General features: G+C 40.2%; 18 protein-coding genes. 4 read left to right on the forward strand and 14 right to left on the reverse strand.

Annotated elements, in window-relative coordinates; genetic code table 11:
• Window positions 1-3: 3 nt before the first annotated feature.
• The 3 genes from FHR85_RS09870 to FHR85_RS09880 all read right to left on the reverse strand — a co-directional run bounded on the left by FHR85_RS09870 (window position 4) and on the right by FHR85_RS09880 (window position 3080).
• The gene (locus tag FHR85_RS09870) at window positions 4-1062 is read right to left on the reverse strand and encodes an ABC transporter substrate-binding protein (RefSeq protein ID WP_243864220.1); all 1059 of its coding nucleotides are present in this window, start codon (window positions 1060-1062) and stop codon (window positions 4-6) included.
• Between the two features lie 160 nt (window positions 1063-1222).
• Window positions 1223-2761 carry a fatty acid--CoA ligase family protein gene (locus FHR85_RS09875; RefSeq protein WP_167262737.1) on the reverse strand — a complete coding sequence of 513 codons (1539 nt, stop codon included), beginning with the start codon at window positions 2759-2761 and terminating at the stop codon, window positions 1223-1225.
• Window positions 2762-2882: 121 nt separating this feature from the next.
• The gene (locus FHR85_RS09880) at window positions 2883-3080 is read right to left on the reverse strand and encodes a YwbE family protein (RefSeq protein WP_167262739.1); all 198 of its coding nucleotides are present in this window, start codon (window positions 3078-3080) and stop codon (window positions 2883-2885) included.
• A 262-nt stretch (window positions 3081-3342) separates the two neighbouring features.
• Between FHR85_RS09880 and FHR85_RS09885 the strand changes: the two genes are divergently transcribed.
• Window positions 3343-3900, forward strand: a complete 558-nt coding sequence (locus FHR85_RS09885; protein ID WP_167262741.1) for a cupin domain-containing protein — start codon at window positions 3343-3345, stop codon at window positions 3898-3900.
• A gap of 201 nt (window positions 3901-4101) precedes the next feature.
• Here the strand turns inward: FHR85_RS09885 and lplA are convergent, their stop codons facing one another.
• Together lplA and FHR85_RS09895 are read right to left on the reverse strand one after the other, a co-directional pair.
• The gene (lplA, locus tag FHR85_RS09890) at window positions 4102-5109 is read right to left on the reverse strand and encodes a lipoate--protein ligase (protein ID WP_167262743.1); all 1008 of its coding nucleotides are present in this window, start codon (window positions 5107-5109) and stop codon (window positions 4102-4104) included.
• A gap of 51 nt (window positions 5110-5160) precedes the next feature.
• Window positions 5161-5898, reverse strand: coding sequence for an MBL fold metallo-hydrolase (locus FHR85_RS09895; RefSeq protein WP_167262745.1), 738 nt, complete (start codon window positions 5896-5898; stop codon window positions 5161-5163).
• Between the two features lie 129 nt (window positions 5899-6027).
• On the opposite strand from FHR85_RS09895, the gene yhfH reads away from it, so the two are divergent.
• The gene (yhfH, locus tag FHR85_RS09900) at window positions 6028-6150 is read left to right on the forward strand and encodes a protein YhfH (protein ID WP_424923985.1); all 123 of its coding nucleotides are present in this window, start codon (window positions 6028-6030) and stop codon (window positions 6148-6150) included.
• A gap of 232 nt (window positions 6151-6382) precedes the next feature.
• On the opposite strand, the gene hemY is transcribed toward yhfH, so the two are convergent.
• The 4 genes from hemY to FHR85_RS09920 form a co-directional block, all read right to left on the reverse strand.
• The gene (gene hemY / locus FHR85_RS09905) at window positions 6383-7768 is read right to left on the reverse strand and encodes a protoporphyrinogen oxidase (protein WP_167262749.1); all 1386 of its coding nucleotides are present in this window, start codon (window positions 7766-7768) and stop codon (window positions 6383-6385) included.
• 6 nt (window positions 7769-7774) lie between these two features.
• Entirely contained in the window at window positions 7775-8704 is a 930-nt protein-coding gene (gene hemH / locus FHR85_RS09910) for a ferrochelatase (RefSeq protein WP_167262833.1), read from the reverse strand.
• Between the two features lie 17 nt (window positions 8705-8721).
• Complete coding sequence (hemE, locus tag FHR85_RS09915) at window positions 8722-9753, reverse strand: uroporphyrinogen decarboxylase (protein ID WP_167262751.1); 1032 nt, start codon at window positions 9751-9753, stop codon at window positions 8722-8724.
• Window positions 9754-9854: 101 nt separating this feature from the next.
• Window positions 9855-12008, reverse strand: coding sequence for a transglycosylase domain-containing protein (locus FHR85_RS09920; RefSeq protein ID WP_167262753.1), 2154 nt, complete (start codon window positions 12006-12008; stop codon window positions 9855-9857).
• 169 nt (window positions 12009-12177) lie between these two features.
• On the opposite strand from FHR85_RS09920, the gene FHR85_RS09925 reads away from it, so the two are divergent.
• Together FHR85_RS09925 and FHR85_RS09930 are read left to right on the forward strand one after the other, a co-directional pair.
• Window positions 12178-12612: a ferritin-like domain-containing protein gene (locus tag FHR85_RS09925; protein WP_167262754.1), complete on the forward strand. Its 435-nt coding sequence runs from the start codon at window positions 12178-12180 to the stop codon at window positions 12610-12612.
• 128 nt (window positions 12613-12740) lie between these two features.
• Entirely contained in the window at window positions 12741-13919 is a 1179-nt protein-coding gene (locus FHR85_RS09930) for a M20 metallopeptidase family protein (RefSeq protein WP_167262756.1), read from the forward strand.
• Window positions 13920-14254: 335 nt separating this feature from the next.
• Here FHR85_RS09930 and FHR85_RS09935 read toward each other — a convergent pair whose 3' ends face one another.
• The 5 genes from FHR85_RS09935 to FHR85_RS09955 all read right to left on the reverse strand — a co-directional run bounded on the left by FHR85_RS09935 (window position 14255) and on the right by FHR85_RS09955 (window position 18904).
• Entirely contained in the window at window positions 14255-14500 is a 246-nt protein-coding gene (locus FHR85_RS09935; protein ID WP_167262758.1) for a TM2 domain-containing protein, read from the reverse strand.
• Window positions 14501-14607: 107 nt separating this feature from the next.
• Complete coding sequence (locus FHR85_RS09940; protein WP_167262760.1) at window positions 14608-15465, reverse strand: YitT family protein; 858 nt, start codon at window positions 15463-15465, stop codon at window positions 14608-14610.
• A gap of 514 nt (window positions 15466-15979) precedes the next feature.
• On the reverse strand, window positions 15980-16522 hold the full coding sequence (locus FHR85_RS09945; RefSeq protein WP_167262762.1) for a hypothetical protein: 543 nt from the start codon (window positions 16520-16522) through the stop codon (window positions 15980-15982).
• 575 nt (window positions 16523-17097) lie between these two features.
• Window positions 17098-18408 carry a DUF4179 domain-containing protein gene (locus FHR85_RS09950; RefSeq protein WP_167262764.1) on the reverse strand — a complete coding sequence of 437 codons (1311 nt, stop codon included), beginning with the start codon at window positions 18406-18408 and terminating at the stop codon, window positions 17098-17100.
• The gene (locus FHR85_RS09955; protein WP_167262766.1) at window positions 18401-18904 is read right to left on the reverse strand and encodes an RNA polymerase sigma factor; all 504 of its coding nucleotides are present in this window, start codon (window positions 18902-18904) and stop codon (window positions 18401-18403) included. Before FHR85_RS09955 ends, FHR85_RS09950 begins: the two co-directional genes overlap by 8 nt.
• Window positions 18905-18964 lie beyond the last annotated feature (60 nt).

Consider the following 18964-nt stretch of genomic DNA (forward strand, 5'->3'; position numbering starts at 1 on the left):
GACTTACTCACCTTCTTCCGTTGACACAATCTCCGCTGCTCGTTCTTCTAAGTCGTCTGTTAACTCTACGCCCATTTCGCTTGCAGCATCTTCGTTAATGTGGAGCTTCAGATTTTGTGGGTAATTGGCTTCGATGTCACCAGGATTGGCGCCATCTTCTAGAATTTGCACCGCTTTTTCACCTGCTTCAAAACCAATGTCGTAATAATCGAAACCAAATCCAGCAAACGCCCCGCGTGATACAGAATCTAGTTCACTTGAAAAGACAGGAACGTCATTTTCTTGTGCGACGGATAAGACGGACTCTAGTGCGCTAACGACCGTGTTATCTGTCACGATTAAGAACGTATCAACATCTCCTGCTAATGATTGAGCGGCTTGCATGACTTCTGATGAGGAGGAAACCGTTGCTTCTTCTGTTGTGAGATCATGCTCGCTTGCAACACTTTTCACGTTTTCAACTTGTGTTACGGAGTTTTGTTCACCCGAGTTATAAATAAGGCCAATTGATTCTTTGCCCATGTCTTTAATAAGCTCAACTGTTTTCGGAACAGATTCTGGATGGGAATCGGCTGTACCTGTCACATTACCTCCTGGATTATCCATTGATTCGACTAACTCTGAACCAACTGGATCTGTTACAGATGTGAAAACAATCGGAATATCACTTGTTTCATTGACGGCTGATTGGGCGCTCGGTGTTGAGTTACCGAAGATTAAATCAACTTCATCACTTACAAATTGTTCAGCGATCAGTTGCGCGTTTTGATTATCTCCTTGAGCTAAGGATACATCGTATGACACTTTTAAGCCCGCTTCATCAAGAGCATCTTGGAACCCTTCTGTTGCTCTGTCGAGTGACGGGTGCTCAACAATTTGTGAGACCCCGACAACATAATCGGCTTCTTCTTCCGATACGCCACTGTTACCTGAACTTTCTTCAGAACTACTTCCATTCGATTCACTATCACTTGAGTCACTGTTTGACTCACTGTCGCCACCACACGCGACAATTAAACTTAAGGTGCTGATCATCACTACCATTAACAATAAACGCTTCATAAATTAGCTCTCCCCTTTTTTGCATACACGCTTTGACGTGTTAAAGAATTTCGGAATATTGTTTATCATTATATGAGAGCGTCTGGGGAAAATCAACCCTTAATATAAAAAAGATTCTCTGGCTTGATTAGCCAGAGAACCCGTGTAAACGCTTCCTTTATTAATTTGTTGCGACGTGGTCACGTAAGCTTCGTCTTAAAATTTTACCGGTTGTATTTTTTGGTAATTCATCTAAGAAGTTAATTTGCTTCGGTTGTTTGTATTTAGCAAGTTGAGCCTCGCTTAATTCACGTAATTCTGCTTCGGTTAGTTCTGGATTATTCGAGACAACAAAGGCGACAACCGCTTCTCCTAAGTTCTCATCTGGAACACCGATTACAGCGACCTCGGTAATATTGTCATGACTGTAGAGCACCTCTTCGACTTCACGCGGATAGACATTATAACCGCCGACTAAGATCAGATCTTTTTTGCGGTCAACGATGTAGAAATAGCCTTCATCATCTTGTTGTGCCATGTCTCCTGTGTAAAGCCAACCATCTTTGATCGAGGCTTGTGTTTCTTCAGGCATCTTGTAATAGCCTTTCATGACGTTAGGCCCTTGTACAACAAGTTCACCGACTTCCCCACGTGGCACTTCTTCACCATTTTGGTCAACAACTTTATTCGTCACATTTGTAATATCCGTGCCGATTGAACCAGCTTTGCGTGGACGATCTAGTGGGTTAAATGCTGTCACGGGTGAAGCTTCAGATAAGCCATAACCTTCTGACACTTGCACGTCGAAATGTTGTTCGAACTTCTCTAATAATGCAACAGGCATCGATGCACCACCAGAGATACAAAGGCGGATGCTAGAGAAGTCTTTTTCGTCTTCGTTAGGATATTGTAATAAATAATTATACATTGTCGGAACGCCAGCAAAAACAGTCGCACTGTGTTCACGCGTGATGTTAAACACTGTTTCTGGTGAGAACTGAGGCACGATTAATACTGTTGAACCGCTGACTAATGGTGCGTTGAGTGCAACAGTTAGACAGAACACGTGGAACATCGGTAATGCTGCGATCACACGGTCGTTTTCATCAATCTGAAGATAATTTCCTGTATCTTTTGCGTTTGAGTATAAATTTTTATGTGTGAGCATGGCACCTTTAGGTTTGCCCGTTGTACCTGATGTGTAGAGGATGACAGCGGTATCATCATCGTCTAACGTTGGACGATTGAATTCTAAACTGCCTGATTGCACGAGATTCATGAAAGAGTGCACTTTATTTTCTAGTGGTGACTGGCGGTCTCTAAGTTGTGGATCGGTTTCTCCGACAATATAATCCTTGATGTTCAGTTGGTCATCGATTGCTTCAAATTTTTCAAGCAAGACATCAAGCGTGATAACCCCTTTAACATCGCCATTATTTAAGATATAAGACAGTTCATTTCCTGTATAAAGTGGGTTCACTGGGACGACGGTTAATCCGAGGCGGAGCGCACCGTATAAGCCAATCACGAAATGAGGTGTGTTGCCGACGACTAGCGCGACGTGGTCTCCTTTTTGGTAGCCTAGAGATTCAAGACTTGAGGCGAATTTCGTCACAGAACCCTCTAATGTCTTGTAGTCTGTCGCTTCCCCATTGAAAATGTAAGCCGGTTTCGATAGATGATCTTTTGCGGTTAATGATAGTTGATCACTTAAATTCATCTTGCAACCTCCCTTAGATATGTAAGCCCTTTCAATCTTGGGCGCAATGTTGAATGAATAATCATTCATTAAATTGTCTGAATTTATTATAAATTATTTCGGTTATCTAAGCAAGTTAAAACTAATCTGTAATGATGTTTTTTACTCGCCCGACTTGGCCGTCTTCTAAACGAACTTTTATCCCGTGTGGATGGGATGCTGATTTAGTTAACAAATCTTTGACTGTTCCGCGAGTCAATTTGCCTGATCGCTGGTCTTGTTTCAAAACGATATCGACCGTAGTTCCTGGTTTAATCGCTTCACGTTTTTGTCCACTCATCGTAACACCTCCTCCTCAACAAGATTGTTAGATAATCTTGCAACTTTGTTTAACAATCTCAGAACTTTGTTTAACAATCTATCATAAATGTTAAACAATATCGATCATTTGTTAAATAAAAGAGTAACTTTGTCACATAACATTCTTCTCCTCGCCAAATTACCACTGCTACACTCGCCTATTCTCTCCAATTTCTATCCCTTTCGCCAAGACATGTGCATAGGTTAAACAAGAGACGATCTAGAAAGGAGTTTAGCATAATATGTATTTTGACCCGAATTATTATGATTTTCGATTCAACCAGCAAGACTGGGGTGGTCCAAACCAGCCTGGTTGGAGTGGCCCGAATCAACCAGGTTGGGGTCCGCCGGGTTGGAATGGTCAACCAGGCGGAGGTTGGCAACCGCCACAAGACCGTGTTGATTACGGACCAAATCCATATGTCGTCAATATAGAACGCGCGACAATGATGAATCCTTATTACCGCCGAGCGCTATGGACGGGTGAGTATCTGCAATTGACCCTAATGAGCATTGCTCCAGGGGATGATATTGGCTTAGAACGACACCAAAACCATGACCAATTTATTCGAATTGAAGGTGGACGCGGCCTAGTTCAAATGGGCGACCGCCGAGACCGACCGAATTTCGAACGCGAAGTACGTGACAATGATGCCATTTTTATTCCGGCTGGCAAATGGCATAACTTAACAAATATCGGGCGTTCACCACTTAAATTGTATTCGATTTATGCTCCACCTGAACACCCACGTGGCACCGTTCATGAGACCAAACAAGACGCTTCTCATAATCAATATTAAAACAAATTAGATGTTGTTTTTGAACATTGTTAAACAATCTTCTTATATTATTTAACAATGTTAATCAGTTATTTCACAAAGTAGTGAGATTGTTTAACAATCTCGCTACTTTGTTTTACAATTCCCGCAGATTGTCTAACAATCCTTGTGATATATTAAACCCCGCCAACTAGCTGGCGGGGTTTTTCCTACCATTTAATCTTAATAAACTAATGCCATGAACTCTTCGTCTGGAATTTTACCTAAATAATGCTGAACATCGATATCACGTAACGCTTCTTCAATCGCTTCGCGGTCATAGCGAACACCTTTAAGCGCATCTTCCACGTCACTCACTTCACCAATTCCAAAGAAGTCACCGAAGATATTCACATCTTGAATAACGCCTTTCTTCACGTCTAGACGCACGTCATATGAGCCGACGCCTTCTACACGCTTCGTATGCTGGATGTTAAATGCAGGTGATTTTCCGTAATTCCAGTCCCAACGCTGATAACGCGCTTCTGAAATCTCACGGATCTTAGCCCAGTCATCTTCTGTCAACTTATACTCTGGTACATCGTTTAAATCATCAACATCAAAGATATACTTTAATAGCAATTGTCTAAAGTCTTCAAGCGTGATATCGTCCTCAAGAAATTCCGAAATATTCGCCACACGACTACGGATCGACTTAATTCCTTTAGAACGGATTTTCTCGGACTTCACGCGTAATGAACGAACCACTTTTTCAATTTCGGAGTCAAATAAGAGCGTTCCATGGCTAAACATGCGCCCTTTCGTCGTAAACTGCGCGTTACCCGAAATTTTCCGTCCATCTACCGTAATATCATTACGACCGGACAATTCGGCATTAACGCCAAGCTGTTGAAGCGCGTCCACTACTGGCTGAGTAAACTTCTTGAAGTTTGTAAAATTATCGCCTTCGTCTTTTGCTAAGAAGCTAAAACTTATGTTTCCTAAATCATGATAAACCGCGCCACCCCCTGATAGGCGACGGACGACTGTAATATCATGCTCGTCGACGAAATCAGTGTTAATTTCCTCGATTGTGTTTTGGTTTTTACCAATAATAATCGACGGACTATTCGTGTAAAACAGTAAGTATTGTTGATCATCATCAATGTTCAAATGTTTTAGGGCATACTCTTCAATCGCTAAATTCAAATATGGATCGTTATTACCTTGGTTATCGATAAAATATAACATGGTGAAGCTCCCTTCATTTTATATATCTATTAAAAGTATAAGCAAATTCGCCTATCTTCGCAAATTAAAACTTAACCCTTCACGTGCTAACTCGACCTCGCCGCTGTAAACCGCATTAGCTTCACTTACCAAGTCCGCTAACTGCCCGAAATGGGGTAAATGGGTCAGCCAAAGTCTTTCCACACCTGCATCTTCAGCTAATCTACCACATTCCGTACTCGTCATATGGCCTGGGCCACTTCCATCCATTCCATCGTAAAAACTGCTTTCCGCAATCAACAAGTCAGCGTCTTTCGCAAAGCCAGTTAACTCAGGGAAAAAAGCTGTGTCAGCCGTATAGACAACCGTTGTTTCACCATCTGTCACGCGCATAGCATAACACGTTTTAGGATGCTTTGTTTTCATAAACTTAAAGGTGAACGGCCCGAGATGTAATGGTTTATCGGGGTCATATCCACGCCCAGCTGTCGCCACATGATCCAACACATCGAAATCTGTATCACCATCTGCTGCAGCATAGATTGGCACGCGGCCATTCAATGTTCCAATCTGTTCATTAACGAGACAGGCATACTGGAATGGACCAATGTCTGCCACATGATCATGGTGGAAATGTGATATAACAATCGCATCTATTTCATTTACTGTTATATACTGTTGCAGTCGTGACAACGCACCACTTCCCATATCGATGATAACTGAAAAACCGTCTTTTTCAACTAAATAGCATGATGTCGCACTTTCCGCCTCAGGATAGGCTCCCCAAGTGCCAATGGCTGTCCACTTCATATAGGTATTTCCTCCTATTTTTAGTTATATAACAGATATACGGTTCACAAATCTGTATTAATACAGTATAGTATGAGTATAAAGAAATTGTCTAAAAACTCAAAATCTTGAGGAGGTCATTTCATGTTAATGTCACCTGTCCAATTTTTCCGTAACCTACCGAAAAAGCAATGTACTGTCTGTAATAAGGACATGAACGAACAGGCTGATTGCTACACAAACAAATGTGAGAAATGTGACCCGATTTCATAAGCCAACTGCAACCATCTATTAAAAAAGTGCTCTAATTCACGTTAGAGCACTTTTTTATGTGTTATAAAGGGCCTACGCTTAACTTTTGAAATAAATGCCTCTATTTATTTCAAAAATCAAGCCAGTAATTAAATAACTTCATGAAGTTATTTAATTACTTATCAGTTATCTCATAAATCAGTTGAATTATTTAATAAATTCAAGGAATTATCTAATAAATTAACAAGCCAAGCTAGGATTCGAGTGTTTCGATTGTTTTAACTGTACGAATCGCTTGGTCCATACAATCAGGTAATCCTACGCCTCGATAGGTATTGCCAATAACAAACACGCCTGGCAACTCATTTTCTAGATGTGTTTCTAATTTTTTGACGCGGTCTAAATGGCCAACTGTGTACTGTGGCATCGCATTGTACCAGCGCGTCACGATATGAAAACGAGGCTCTCCTTCGATTGTCATGATCTTCTTCAAATCTTCAATAACTAAATCAGCAATTTCATCATCTGATAATTCAAGAACCTCTTCATCACCTGGTTTTCCAACATAAGCACGTAAGAGAACCGAACCTTCTGGTGTTGTGTGTGGCCACTTCTTATGCGTCCATGTACATGCTGTAATTCGGTAGCCTTCTTTACGTGACACAACAAAACCTGTTCCGTCAGGTAAGTTCTTCACGGATTCTTCGTCAAACGCAATCGCCACATTCGCAACCGACGTGTTCTTAGTCTGTTGGAAATCGTCCATAAACGACACATCAGAAAACATCTGAGCTGTGACCTCATGAGGGGTCGTTGCAATCACATAATCCGCTTCAAAAGAATCCTCTTCTCCCTCAATATCAATCATATAACGACCATCCTGCCTCGACACACGTTCAATTGGGCTCGACGTTCGCACGTCACACTCAAGCGCGTCCGCTAAACCGTTTACTAGTGTCTGCAAACCGCCATCCAATGTTAAAAACATACCTTGTTTCTTGCCAGACGTTTGCTGGCTTGGCGTTGTTTTTTGTAAGCCACGAATCAAGCTGCCGTATTTTTGTTCCGTCTGTAAGAAATGTGGGAACGTTGCTTGCAAACTTAGATTATCAATATTGCCGGCATAAATCCCTGAAATCAATGGATGAATCAAACGATCAACCACTTGATCACCTAATCGGCGGCGGAAAAAGTGTCCAACAGAAATATCGCCGTCCACTTCAGTTCTACTCGTAACGAAATCCTTTAAGGCATTCAATTTGCCCGAAGCCGAAAACAACGTTGACTGCATGAACGTCTTCATATCCGTAGGAACACCCATAACCGCCCCAGCAGGCATGGGATGCAACTCATCTTGAGATAAAATAAACGCTTTTCCTGTCGCGCTTCGAATGAGTCGATCGCCTAACCCTAAATCTTGTGCTAACGTTTTCGCTGTCTTTTTCCGTTCTAAAAATGAATCCGGGCCACGCTCAATCGTAAAACCATCACGTTCAATAGTTGAAATTTTGCCACCTAATTGATCAGACGCTTCAAACAGTGTGATATCAGCTTCCACATTATTCTTCTGCAAATAATAAGCGGCGGTTAATCCCGTTATCCCGCCGCCTATAATCGCAATTTGTTTGCGCTCTGCCATAAGACATTACCCTTTCATCGTATCGAGAACGACTTTAGATAGTGTGTTAATAAACTTCGGATTGGCATTTGGCATTTCTGGACGATAATAGGATGCACCTACCTCATCACATACCTGTTTACACTCGATGTCATTGTCATATAACACTTCTAAGTGATCAGCTACGAAACCTACAGGGGCGTAAACAAATGTTGTATATCCTTTTTGTTCAAATAAATCGCGTGTTAGATCTTGCACATCAGGGCCTAGCCATGGATCAGGTGTATTCCCTTCACTTTGCCAACCAATTTCATAATCCTGGATGCCTGCACCTTCAGCAATTAGATCCGCTGTGCGTTGTAATTGGTCAGGATAAGGGTCACCTTCTTGGATAATCTTCGTTGGCAAGCTGTGTGCTGATACGATTAAGCATGCGTTATGACGCTCTTCTTCTGTCATTTGACCATATACTTTATTAATCTGTTCAACCCAGAATTCGATATAGCCTGGTTCATCATACCAGTCGACAACTGACGTCAGCTGAATACCATGCTTGTCTGCTTCTTCTTGGGCACGGCCATTATAAGACTTAATACTAAACGTCGAATAATGCGGCGCTAATACAATACTGACAGCTTCATCAATGCCGTCTTCTGCCATTTGTTGAACTGCGTCTTCAATAAACGGATCAATATGTTTTAAACCAAGATACAGCTTGAATTCAACATCATCTTGTTCTGCGTTAAGTTTCGCTTCTAAAGATTCACCTTGCTCACGTGTAATACGCGCAAGTGGTGAAATGCCACCAATCTCTTCATAACGACTACGGAGATCTTCAATCATCTCATCGGTCGGGCGCTTCCCTTTACGAATATGTGTGTAATAACGTTCTAAGTCCTCTTCTTTGTAAGGCGTACCATACGCCATGACGAGTAGTCCTACTGTTTTCTCTGCCATCATTCATTCAACTCCTCTTACTTTGAAGTATAGTCATGGACAAACGCCGCTAAGCGTTTCAGCGTTTCTGGATCCACTTCTGGAAAAACGCCATGTCCTAGATTAAACACATAGCCTGGAATATCTTTTCCTTGATCTAAAATTGCTTTCGTTCTCTTTTCGATGACGTCCCAATCTGCTAATAACACAGCTGGATCTAAGTTTCCTTGAAGCGAACTTGTGATGCCCATATCACGCGCTTCGGTAATCGATGTACGCCAATCTAAGCCAACTGTCGTACATGGTAGACTATTAAACTCAAGCAACAAATGATTCGCGCCGATTCCGAATAAAATCGTTGGTACGTCTTCTTCTTTTAGCGCATTAAAAATCTTCTCCATCACTGGCTTAATAAAGACGCGGTAATCTTGTGCACTAACAGCACCGACCCATGAGTCAAAGATTTGAATCCCTTTAGCGCCAGAAGCGATTTGTGCTTTCGTATATGTGATAATCATATCACCAAGCTTGTCCATTAATGCGAACCATGTCTCGGGATCCCCGTACATCATTGCCTTTGTCTTATTGTACTGTTTCGACGGGCCGCCTTCAATCATATAGCTTGCTAACGTAAACGGTGCACCACTAAAGCCGATTAACGGCACATTCAACTTCTCTTCCGTCAAAATCCGAATCGTTTCTAAAACATATGACACATCTTCTTCTGGGTTTAGATCATCTAACTTGTCGACATCCATTTTCGATTGGATCGGGTTATAAATCACCGGTCCGACACCTTTTTTAATTTCGACATCAACACCCATTGGAGGAAGTGGCGACATGATATCTTTATAGAGAATAGCCGCGTCTGTGTTGTAGTTGATCACTGGCAGTTCTGTCACATACGCACACAATTCGGGTTGATGCGTAATTTCAAATAGAGAATACTTTTCTTTCAGTTTACGGTATTCTGGCTGCGAACGTCCCGCTTGGCGCATAAACCATAACGGCGTGTAGTCCGTTTTTTCACCATGATAAGCTTTTAAAATCGTATCGTTGAACTCCGTCATTCGACTCACCCTTCATTATTCCATCTAGTTACAATATAAATCAATTTTCGCAGTGTGTATAGTAACAGCACTGAATTGTCATCAATTTGCCTCACTCTGATCTAGAACGCTTGATCACGGTTAGACGGCTCGCCTTCTGAACCGTTTAAAGGGTTCACAGGTACCACGTAATATGACGGATTGTTAAACATTTGGGTATCATTGACTTGATAGGTATTTTCCCCAGTGACTGAACCTATCTTTTCAACCTGATCTCCTGTTACGCGATATACATCAAAACGCACCCGGTCATCGTTATGAGTCCAAATTAATTGGACATCTACACCACTCAAAAATCCAAGTGACACACTTGCTTCTAAGTCATCAATTTGAGGCAGTCGAATGGGGCCTTCTAAATCATCTACACCTTCAGGCACCGTAAATGATGCTGTCAGGTTATGCGATTGGTCCAAGTCAGACATCACGCCATCAACCAATGACACAGCAAGCTGACTTCCAGCTGTTAAGTAATTTTCTTCATTACTGACATCATAACCAATCCAACTGGCCACGGCATAATCAGGATTAAATCCGACAAACCAGGCATCTTTTACACCACCAGACACATGTGGATGTTGGGTAGAGCCCGTCTTACCAGCTAAATCTTTGTTAAACTGACCACCACTAGCCGTCCCATCTTCCACGACAGCTTCAAGCATTCTCGTTAGATTCCATGACGTCTGTGGTGAGAATAATTGTTGGCTGTTTCGATCTGGCGACTCCATAATTTCGCCATAACGATTCTTAACTTCTAGAATGTTGTAAGGCTCTATATATCTCCCTTCATTGGCAAAACTTCGATATAAGCCTGCCAATTCAATTGGTGTTAACCCTTCTTCTAATCCACCAAGCGCAACAGATAAGCCGTTATTTTCAATTGAATAGCCAATGTCTTCGAGATAAGATAATCCTTGACTTATACCAAGCTCATCTAACAATGCCACAGCTGGTGCGTTCTTCGATTGAACTAATGCATCGTAAATTGTTACTTCACCAGCATATTGACCATCCACATTTTCAGGACTATAACCATCATAATCTCTCTGTTCATCAGGAATTAAGCTATAGGGATGGTATAAACTCTCTTCTAAAGCTGGCCCGTAAACAGCAAGTGGTTTAAACGTCGAACCAGGTTGTCGCCTCACTTGCACACGATTTAAATCACCCTGTTCACGGTCACGTCCACCTACAGCCGCTCGAATCACAGCATTAGTTTGATCGACTAAAACAGTCGCACCTTCTACCTGATCAGTAGAACCCTGAAAATAGTCCTCTTGTTGCATGCGGCTATGCACGGTTTCTTGCATGCTAGGATCTAATCCAACTGTAATCTCATATCCACCTGTATATATTTCATCCCGTGACAAATGATAATCATGTTCTAATTCGTCCAGAACGAGATCAACATAACTATTAGTGGCAGGTTTTGATTCCGTATCACCTAAATCAAGACCGAGCGTACGACCTTGCGCTTGCCGCATTTCTTCTGCTTGAAGCATACCATGATTCTCCATTTGACTCAGTACAATGTCCCGACGTTCTTCGACACGCTCTGGATGTTCACTAGGATCGTAATAATTCGGCGCTTTAGGCATCGCAGCAAGTGTTGCCCCCTCTGATAAGGTTAATTCTGATACAGATTTCGAATAAAAGGCTTGAGCCGCTTCTTCAATCCCATGAATGCCATTACCGAAATAGATTTCATTTAAGTAGTACTCTAATATTTCATCTTTTGTCCGTTGTCGTTCGAGATAAATCGCACCCATGACTTCTTTTGTCTTACGCATCCAAGTCTGGTCATTCGTAAGGGACACATTTTTAACAAGCTGTTGCGTGATTGTGCTCGCACCTTCTGCTTTACTCATGGTTGCTATGTCACGCCAAACAGCACGACCTACTGCCCAAAAATCAACACCATTATGATCATAGAAACGGTGATCTTCAATTGCTAAAAAGGCCTCAGTCACATGATCAGGCATCGTATCCAGCGGGACATAGGTTCTATTTTCATCATATAATTTTATAATGTCTTCTCCGTTTTCGGTTGTTAAGACCGTCGATTCATCGAAAACGAAATGTTCTTCATCTACAACAAATCGACCTCCTAGCACAATGGCCAAATAACCAATCAAACTTAACAACACTAAAACAACCACACTATAAACCAGGTAACGCCATTTACCAAGGAATTGGTTTAATTTATTTATAACGGCCATAATGCCACCTCAATTATCATTCTGTTCGGTTAGGAAAACCCTTCACTATTATATTATAGTGGACGAATTTCGACAAAAGATTTACGTTCAGGTTTTTACTAGCTTGTTTAATCAAAATATTATTCGGGTATTGTAATTATAGATACTCACAAAGGAAGGGTGATCAATAATGGAACAAGATGTACAAAAGTTAATTGATGGTTTAAACAAAGACTTAGCAGAAGAATATGGTGCGATGATTCGTTATACTTACAATGCAGCAGTTGTATCTGGTTTATACCGTGAAGTTTTAAAACCGTTTTTCGAAGCTGAGGTTCAGGATGAAGCAGGTCACGCTTTATACTTATCAGAGAAAATTAAAATTCTAGGTGGTGACCCAACCACATCCCCAGCTGAAGTTAAACGATATGAAGATGTTAAACCAATGTTGGAAGATGCATTAGCTGCTGAGAAAGATACGATCGACCGCTATGAAGAACGCAAGAAGCAAGCTGATCAACTCGGCTACACTGAATTAGCTGTTAAATTAGAAGATATGATTTCAGATGAAACAAAGCATAAAGAAGACATTCAACGTCTTTTAGATGATCCAAGTTTCAAATAAGTCGTGTTGGAATCAAAGGCAACTTCCTTTTATAAGGGAGTTGCCTTTTTTCATGCTAAAAACTTATTACGTGTCACGAAAAATCTGTTATAATAGCTTTAACGTTCAGAGAGAAGGGAGCTAATGATATGTGGGAACAATTTTACGAAAAACTTGATCAAATGTACGACCAAATGGTAGAAGATCGTCGTTACCTTCACCAACATCCTGAGTTGTCATTTGAAGAAAAAGAAACAGCTCAATTTATTAAAAATCGTTATGACCAGTTAGGTATACCTTATCAAGACAATATTGGAGGTTATGGTTTAGTCGCGACATTAGAAGGCGGCAAACCAGGTAAAACAGTGGCACTACGCGCTGATTTCGACGCCTTACCAATACATGAGGAAAATGAAGTCCCTTATAAATCAACAGTCGACGGCGTGATGCACGCATGTGGACATGACGGCCACACAGCTTCATTACTTGCAGTTGCTGAAGCGGCACTCGAATTCCAAGATGAAATCCCTGGTACACTCGTCTTTTTACACCAACCTGCTGAAGAATTCGCTCCAGGTGGTGCTAAGCCAATGATTGACGATGGTGCACTAGAAGGTGTTGATGCTGTATTTGGCACCCATTTATGGGCAACAAGTAAGCTGAACAAAATCGAAGCGACATATGGAGCATTTATGGCTGGGGCTGATCGATTTACAGTCACATTCCAAGGTAAAGGTGGCCACGGCGCAATGCCACACCAAACCAAAGATCCCGTCGCAATGGCAGGCCAAGCAATAGTAGAATTACAACAAATTGTTAGTCGTCGCATTAATCCGCTTCAACCTGCTGTCTTAAGTATTGGTAAAATTGAAGGCGGTAATGCATTTAACGTCATTCCTGATACGACGTCTCTAACTGGAACTGTCCGTATTTTGGATAAATCGGTACAAGACGATATCATTCAAGAGATGCACAATATTTTAGACGGAATCGCTACAAGCTTCGGGGCTAGCTATGAGCTCGATTACGTGAAAGGCTACCCACCAGTTGTGAACCACGAAAATGAAGCATCATATTATATTGACGATGCAACGGATATTCCTGGCGTCACTGAATCTGAAGCGGTCGATCCCGTGATGGGTGGCGAAGACTTCGCTTATTACTTAGAAGAACGCCCAGGCGCCTTCTTCTTTACAGGAGCGAATATCGAAGGCCATGATTATCCGCACCACCATCCGAAATTCAACTTTGACGAACGCGCTTTACCAACTGCTGCTAAAGCACTCGTCCACGGCGTCAAACGCTATCAAGAAGATCACCAAGCATAAAGATGAACGCCTAGCTAATAAAAAGCTAGGCGTTTTTTATTCGATCGTTTATTGCTGAATGTCGCTCTTTTATTTTTGATACCGCTCTATTATTCGAGAAGTCGCCCTTTTATTCGAGAAATCGCTCTTATATCTCAATACTCGCACAATTAATCGATCAAGCACACTTTTATTTTAAATCTCGCTCATTTAATTGGATATTCGCACAATTATTCATAAACAGACTCAATTAAAATTCAAGCCACTCCATTCAATCATATTACGATCAAACAAATTTCTATTACATAAAAAAGACGACCCACAAGATGAGCCGCCTGATTAACTATACTTTAAAATTATGAAATACGTTGTTCTGATTCGTACCGACGATTAATCCGTTCGGCTGATTTGTGTGCATCGATCATGCCCCAAATCCAGATGATTGGCGTTGTAATAAAGCCAATGATAACAAATATCAATAAAGCAGAAATCGCATAAGCCACCATGAAGATGACGCCTTTTCCGATTTCACCATTATAAACTTGACCTAAACCTGAAAATAAAAATGATAAAACAGCTGCTAATCCAGCGTTCTTTTGCATCGTATAACGCTCCCTCGAAAAATATAAATAAGTTCAAGACTAATCTTATCACATTCATAATTTATGATGAAATATTAGCGTTCGACTCATACATTAATACAATCAAATTAAGCGGGATCATAAAATCCGCGACCCAATACTTCCGCTGAGTCCGTTACGATGACAAACGCTTCAGGATCGACATCTTTCACCGCTCGTTTTAGCATAGCCATTTCTGATTGATTAACGACACACATTAAGACAGGGCGTTCCACCTCTGTAAAACCACCTTGTGCTGCCAAACGCGTAACGCCGCGGTCCACTCGTGTATAGATTGCTTCTTGAACATCAACATATTCATTCGAAATAATGAGCGTTGTTTTCGTTTTATTAAAGCCAGTTTGAACCAGGTCAATCGCCTTACTGGTGACGTATACGCCCATTAAAGCATACAAACCAAGTTCGATATCAAATACGATAATCGCAGACAAGACAATCAAGCCATCAATCATAGCAATACTTGCACCAAGCGATAAGTTCGTGTACTTATTAATGAGCTGTGCACCCAAGGCTGTCCCGCCAGTTGATGCATCGCCTAAAAAGACAATCCCTAAACCAACGCCGACACCTAATCCACCGAAAAGAGCCGCTAATAACGGATCATCCACAAACGGTGCCATATTTCGAGATAGATAAACGAAAAATGGTAAAGCAATAGATCCTGTCAATGAACGAAATGCAGAGCCTTTACCAAGGAAATAGTAAGCAACGAATAAAAGCGGGATATTAATACCCCAAATAACATAGGCAGGCTCAAGTCCGAATAGCGCTTCAAGTAATGTACTAATACCACTAACGCCACCTGCTGCAACGTAATTCGGTAATAAGAAACCATTATAGGCAAACGCAACAATAACGGATCCGACTATAATGTATAAAATTTGTTCGACTATGGATAGTTCAGATTTCTTTTTCTGTCCGACCATGATGCTGTCCCTTCTTTCTCTATGATAACCCAAATGATTTTAACACTCCTGTCCTACTTTGTGAACATCAGCATATGAACGCATTAATGGGCAAAAGTCCTATTAATCTCATTATTCTCTCCATTAATGAAATAACTCAAACGAGTTATTTCATTAATGCTCAACTTATCTCAAAAAAGAGTGCAGTTATTTCAAAAGTAAGCAGACTTATTTCATAAATAGAGGTATTAATCTTATTACTTTATTGCACAAGAGAAAAGCTTCCGACTCAGTCTAAGGGGTTCCGTTACTTTGGAGAAAAGTTTAATTCACAAACTAAATCACAGCGGTTTTTTCACTTTGATTTATGTATAAAATAGACCAAAAATAACAACAAAAAAGAGATGCTTTTCGCACCTCTTTTGTAATATGATTTATATTTTTAAATAATACTAATAGCGATGCTTCTTCTTCAAATAACACCCCCGTTAATGAAATAAGAAAAACTATATTGCCTGAGCTATAGTTTGATTTCTTATTCACAAGCTTTAGAACCACTATCGCCACTTTCCTTTTTAAGAATATTACCAGACTCCTTTTCAATATTAATAAATAATTGTTTACAGAAGTCTCCTCTATGACGAAATTCAATTTTAAAATAGTTCCCTTCATCTTGAACTACATCGATATCTTCATGTTCATCATTAGACCATTTAATACCCGGAACTGGGTCCCAAAGGGATTCATCAACCCCACTACTAAACTTTGTTCTTAAGTACCCCTCTGTGTATCGTTCGGCAATTCTAATTGCTTTTTCCTCTTTAAGGGGAAAATCGTTATCATTTAAATTAAATGATTCTACTGCCCAAGTTTTGTTGAAATCTATGTATTTAATAACTCCCAATGTCGTTAAAACCAATGTAACAATTATTACAGAGGAAAAAATTACTTTCTTTTTCATTGTATCTACTTCCTTTTTAATAATCGCCCCCTTAATTAAACTGAGGCTTAGTATTTCAATTTCATCTTCGTGTTCTCTTAACAACTCGTCAATAATTTGTTGTATGTCTTCATTCATTTCTTCAACTTCACATGCTATATCATACGTAAATTATCCTGTTTTGCACCTCATAACGGAACCCGTTACACATAAAGCCATCCTTTTTTCAAAGTGTTTACCCTATACGGTACATTTTAATTTTCTAAGTTCTTTTAGCATGTAAATACCTTAATAAACTAACGTCCCTGTTATTGCTACCCTTATTCAACTACCCTGCCCCGTTAGTTGAATAACTAATAATTTAACCTTACCACATTTTTAATGTTTATGTAGAAAAATATGGGAAATCAGTAGTGACTCCTTACATTAAACTTCATAAAAACTATTAAAATCACATGGTAATTCACACCCGAAATCACAGCCTATTTTTAACCAATATATACTTACTAAAAAATTTTAGTTTTGAAAAAAACCTAAAAATACAATGTGAAAAAGGGTGCTAAATAAAGACCTGATAGGTATAAAACCCTATCAGGTCAATGATGTTAATGTTTGTGTTTTATGCTTTAAAAAATGTTGTGTTTATTCATGTGTTTTGCAATTTTCTCCAAGAAAACGGAACCCCTTAGAACCACTCGGAAGCTTTTCTCCTCTTATTTAAGCTCAATTCGTGTTGATTCTTGAATCCAATTCGGGTAATAGTTTAATTCAACTTTGATTGGATTCATATCTGCTGACACATTTTGATCTAATTTTTTCCCAAGTATTCGTTTTTCTTCTTCCATACGCATATACTGCCCTGAACTATCAATCTTATCACCATTCTCAGCATGAACCTGGCCGAATGGACCAAAACCAAATCGTTCTTCAGGATCCTTGATTGTCATTCTAAAACCATTCCCCGATCTCTCTACAGCCTCAAATTGACCTAATGGATCGTGCAAAATTTCCTCATTTGCTAAATCCAATTTAATATATGAATTTTCAATAGGTACAGCTTGCAACTCATTAAATAATAATGTCAGAGAATCATTCGGTTCAAAATAATGGCTTTGCAAAAATACAGAAAAAACGTCATATTCATTTGATCGCCAACTGCCAGTTCCAGTCACACCATTTCGAATACTTGCCCACACTTCACCTTCCTCATTAATTAGTCGAAGGTCTTCGAAATTTAATAGCGCCCATTCAGGGTTTTCAGGAACCTCTACTTTTACTTCTGTGCGAAGAGGATTCACGATCACTTCCGAAATTCGATACTGTTCGCTTCCAACTTGAAAAGGTTGATCGACGTCATAGTGAACTGGTTCAGCTTTATTCTCTGCTTCGAATGAGATCATAAATGATTTATTCAATCCTCGCCCTTTGACCTTGCCTTCTATCACAAATTTTGTATCCTTAACTGGTTCGTTAAAAAATATCTCCGTTTCATGCGTATACGAATTCGTCTCGCTTTGAGAAGGCATACCAAAACCAAGGGAACTTACTGGTAAACCCTCGCCATTTTGACGTTTAATGGATACATCCGAAAAATTCAACCTTTCTATTGGCTCCTCTGTTTCAATTGTATGGTAAACAACCATACCATATTGATCACGAATGACTCCATCAATCGTTAATGTCACGTCTCCATAATCAACTGATCGATCTATTTCTTCATAATAACCTTCTGATAAAGCTGCTTGTCGACCTTTATCCCATTTAACTAACTCAACTAAATGTTCGAAACCTGGCACTTTAGAGACTTGTTCAGCAAAAACAGGTGATGTATTAACACCAATCACAAACATAAACATCATAACTGCAGCTACTATAGTAGAACGCCACGTTCGCTTTAGGCGTTGATGACGTTTCTTTTTTATTTTCAACCCATCTGCAATTGACCGATTTAATCGTTCATCTGAAGGCCATTCTTCTACGGTTTCATTTGCCCAATCATTTAACTTTTTTTCGAGATCAGCCATCATGACGTCCCCCTTTCTTCTCATTTAACAACTCTCTTAATTTATCTAAACAAACATGGATTCGGGATTTCAGTGTACCCTCAGCTACCTCATAATGTTTAGCTAATTCTTCATATGTATATCCGTGAAAGTATTTTAAGAAAATTAAGGTTTGCTCATCTTCACGCAGTTCTTGAATTGCCCAGTCTAACAACAACGTCTCGGAGAAGTCTTTTGATCCATCTGTCATTTCATCATAATAGGCCATTGTCGGTTTTCTAGTCTGTTTCCTCAAAACATCTTGGCAATAATTGATCATCACACGAATCAGCCATGTTTTAGTATAGTTAGACTGGCGAATTTGTTTACGTTTTTTATAAGCTCGATAGGTCACTTCTTGCAGTGCCTCAAGTGCCGATTCTTCAGATTTCAAAAAAGCATAAGCTGTTCGGTATAAATCTTGACGATATGCTTGCACCACGGCAATAAACTGTTCATCTTCTGTTCGATCACGCAAGCCCTACTTCCCCCTTTTCAACCTCTTTCTAAGTATTAGACGATGAAATTCAGAAATCGT

It is taken from the genome of Alkalibacillus almallahensis (assembly GCF_011761495.1).
GTDB lineage: Bacteria > Bacillota > Bacilli > Bacillales > Alkalibacillaceae > Alkalibacillus > Alkalibacillus almallahensis.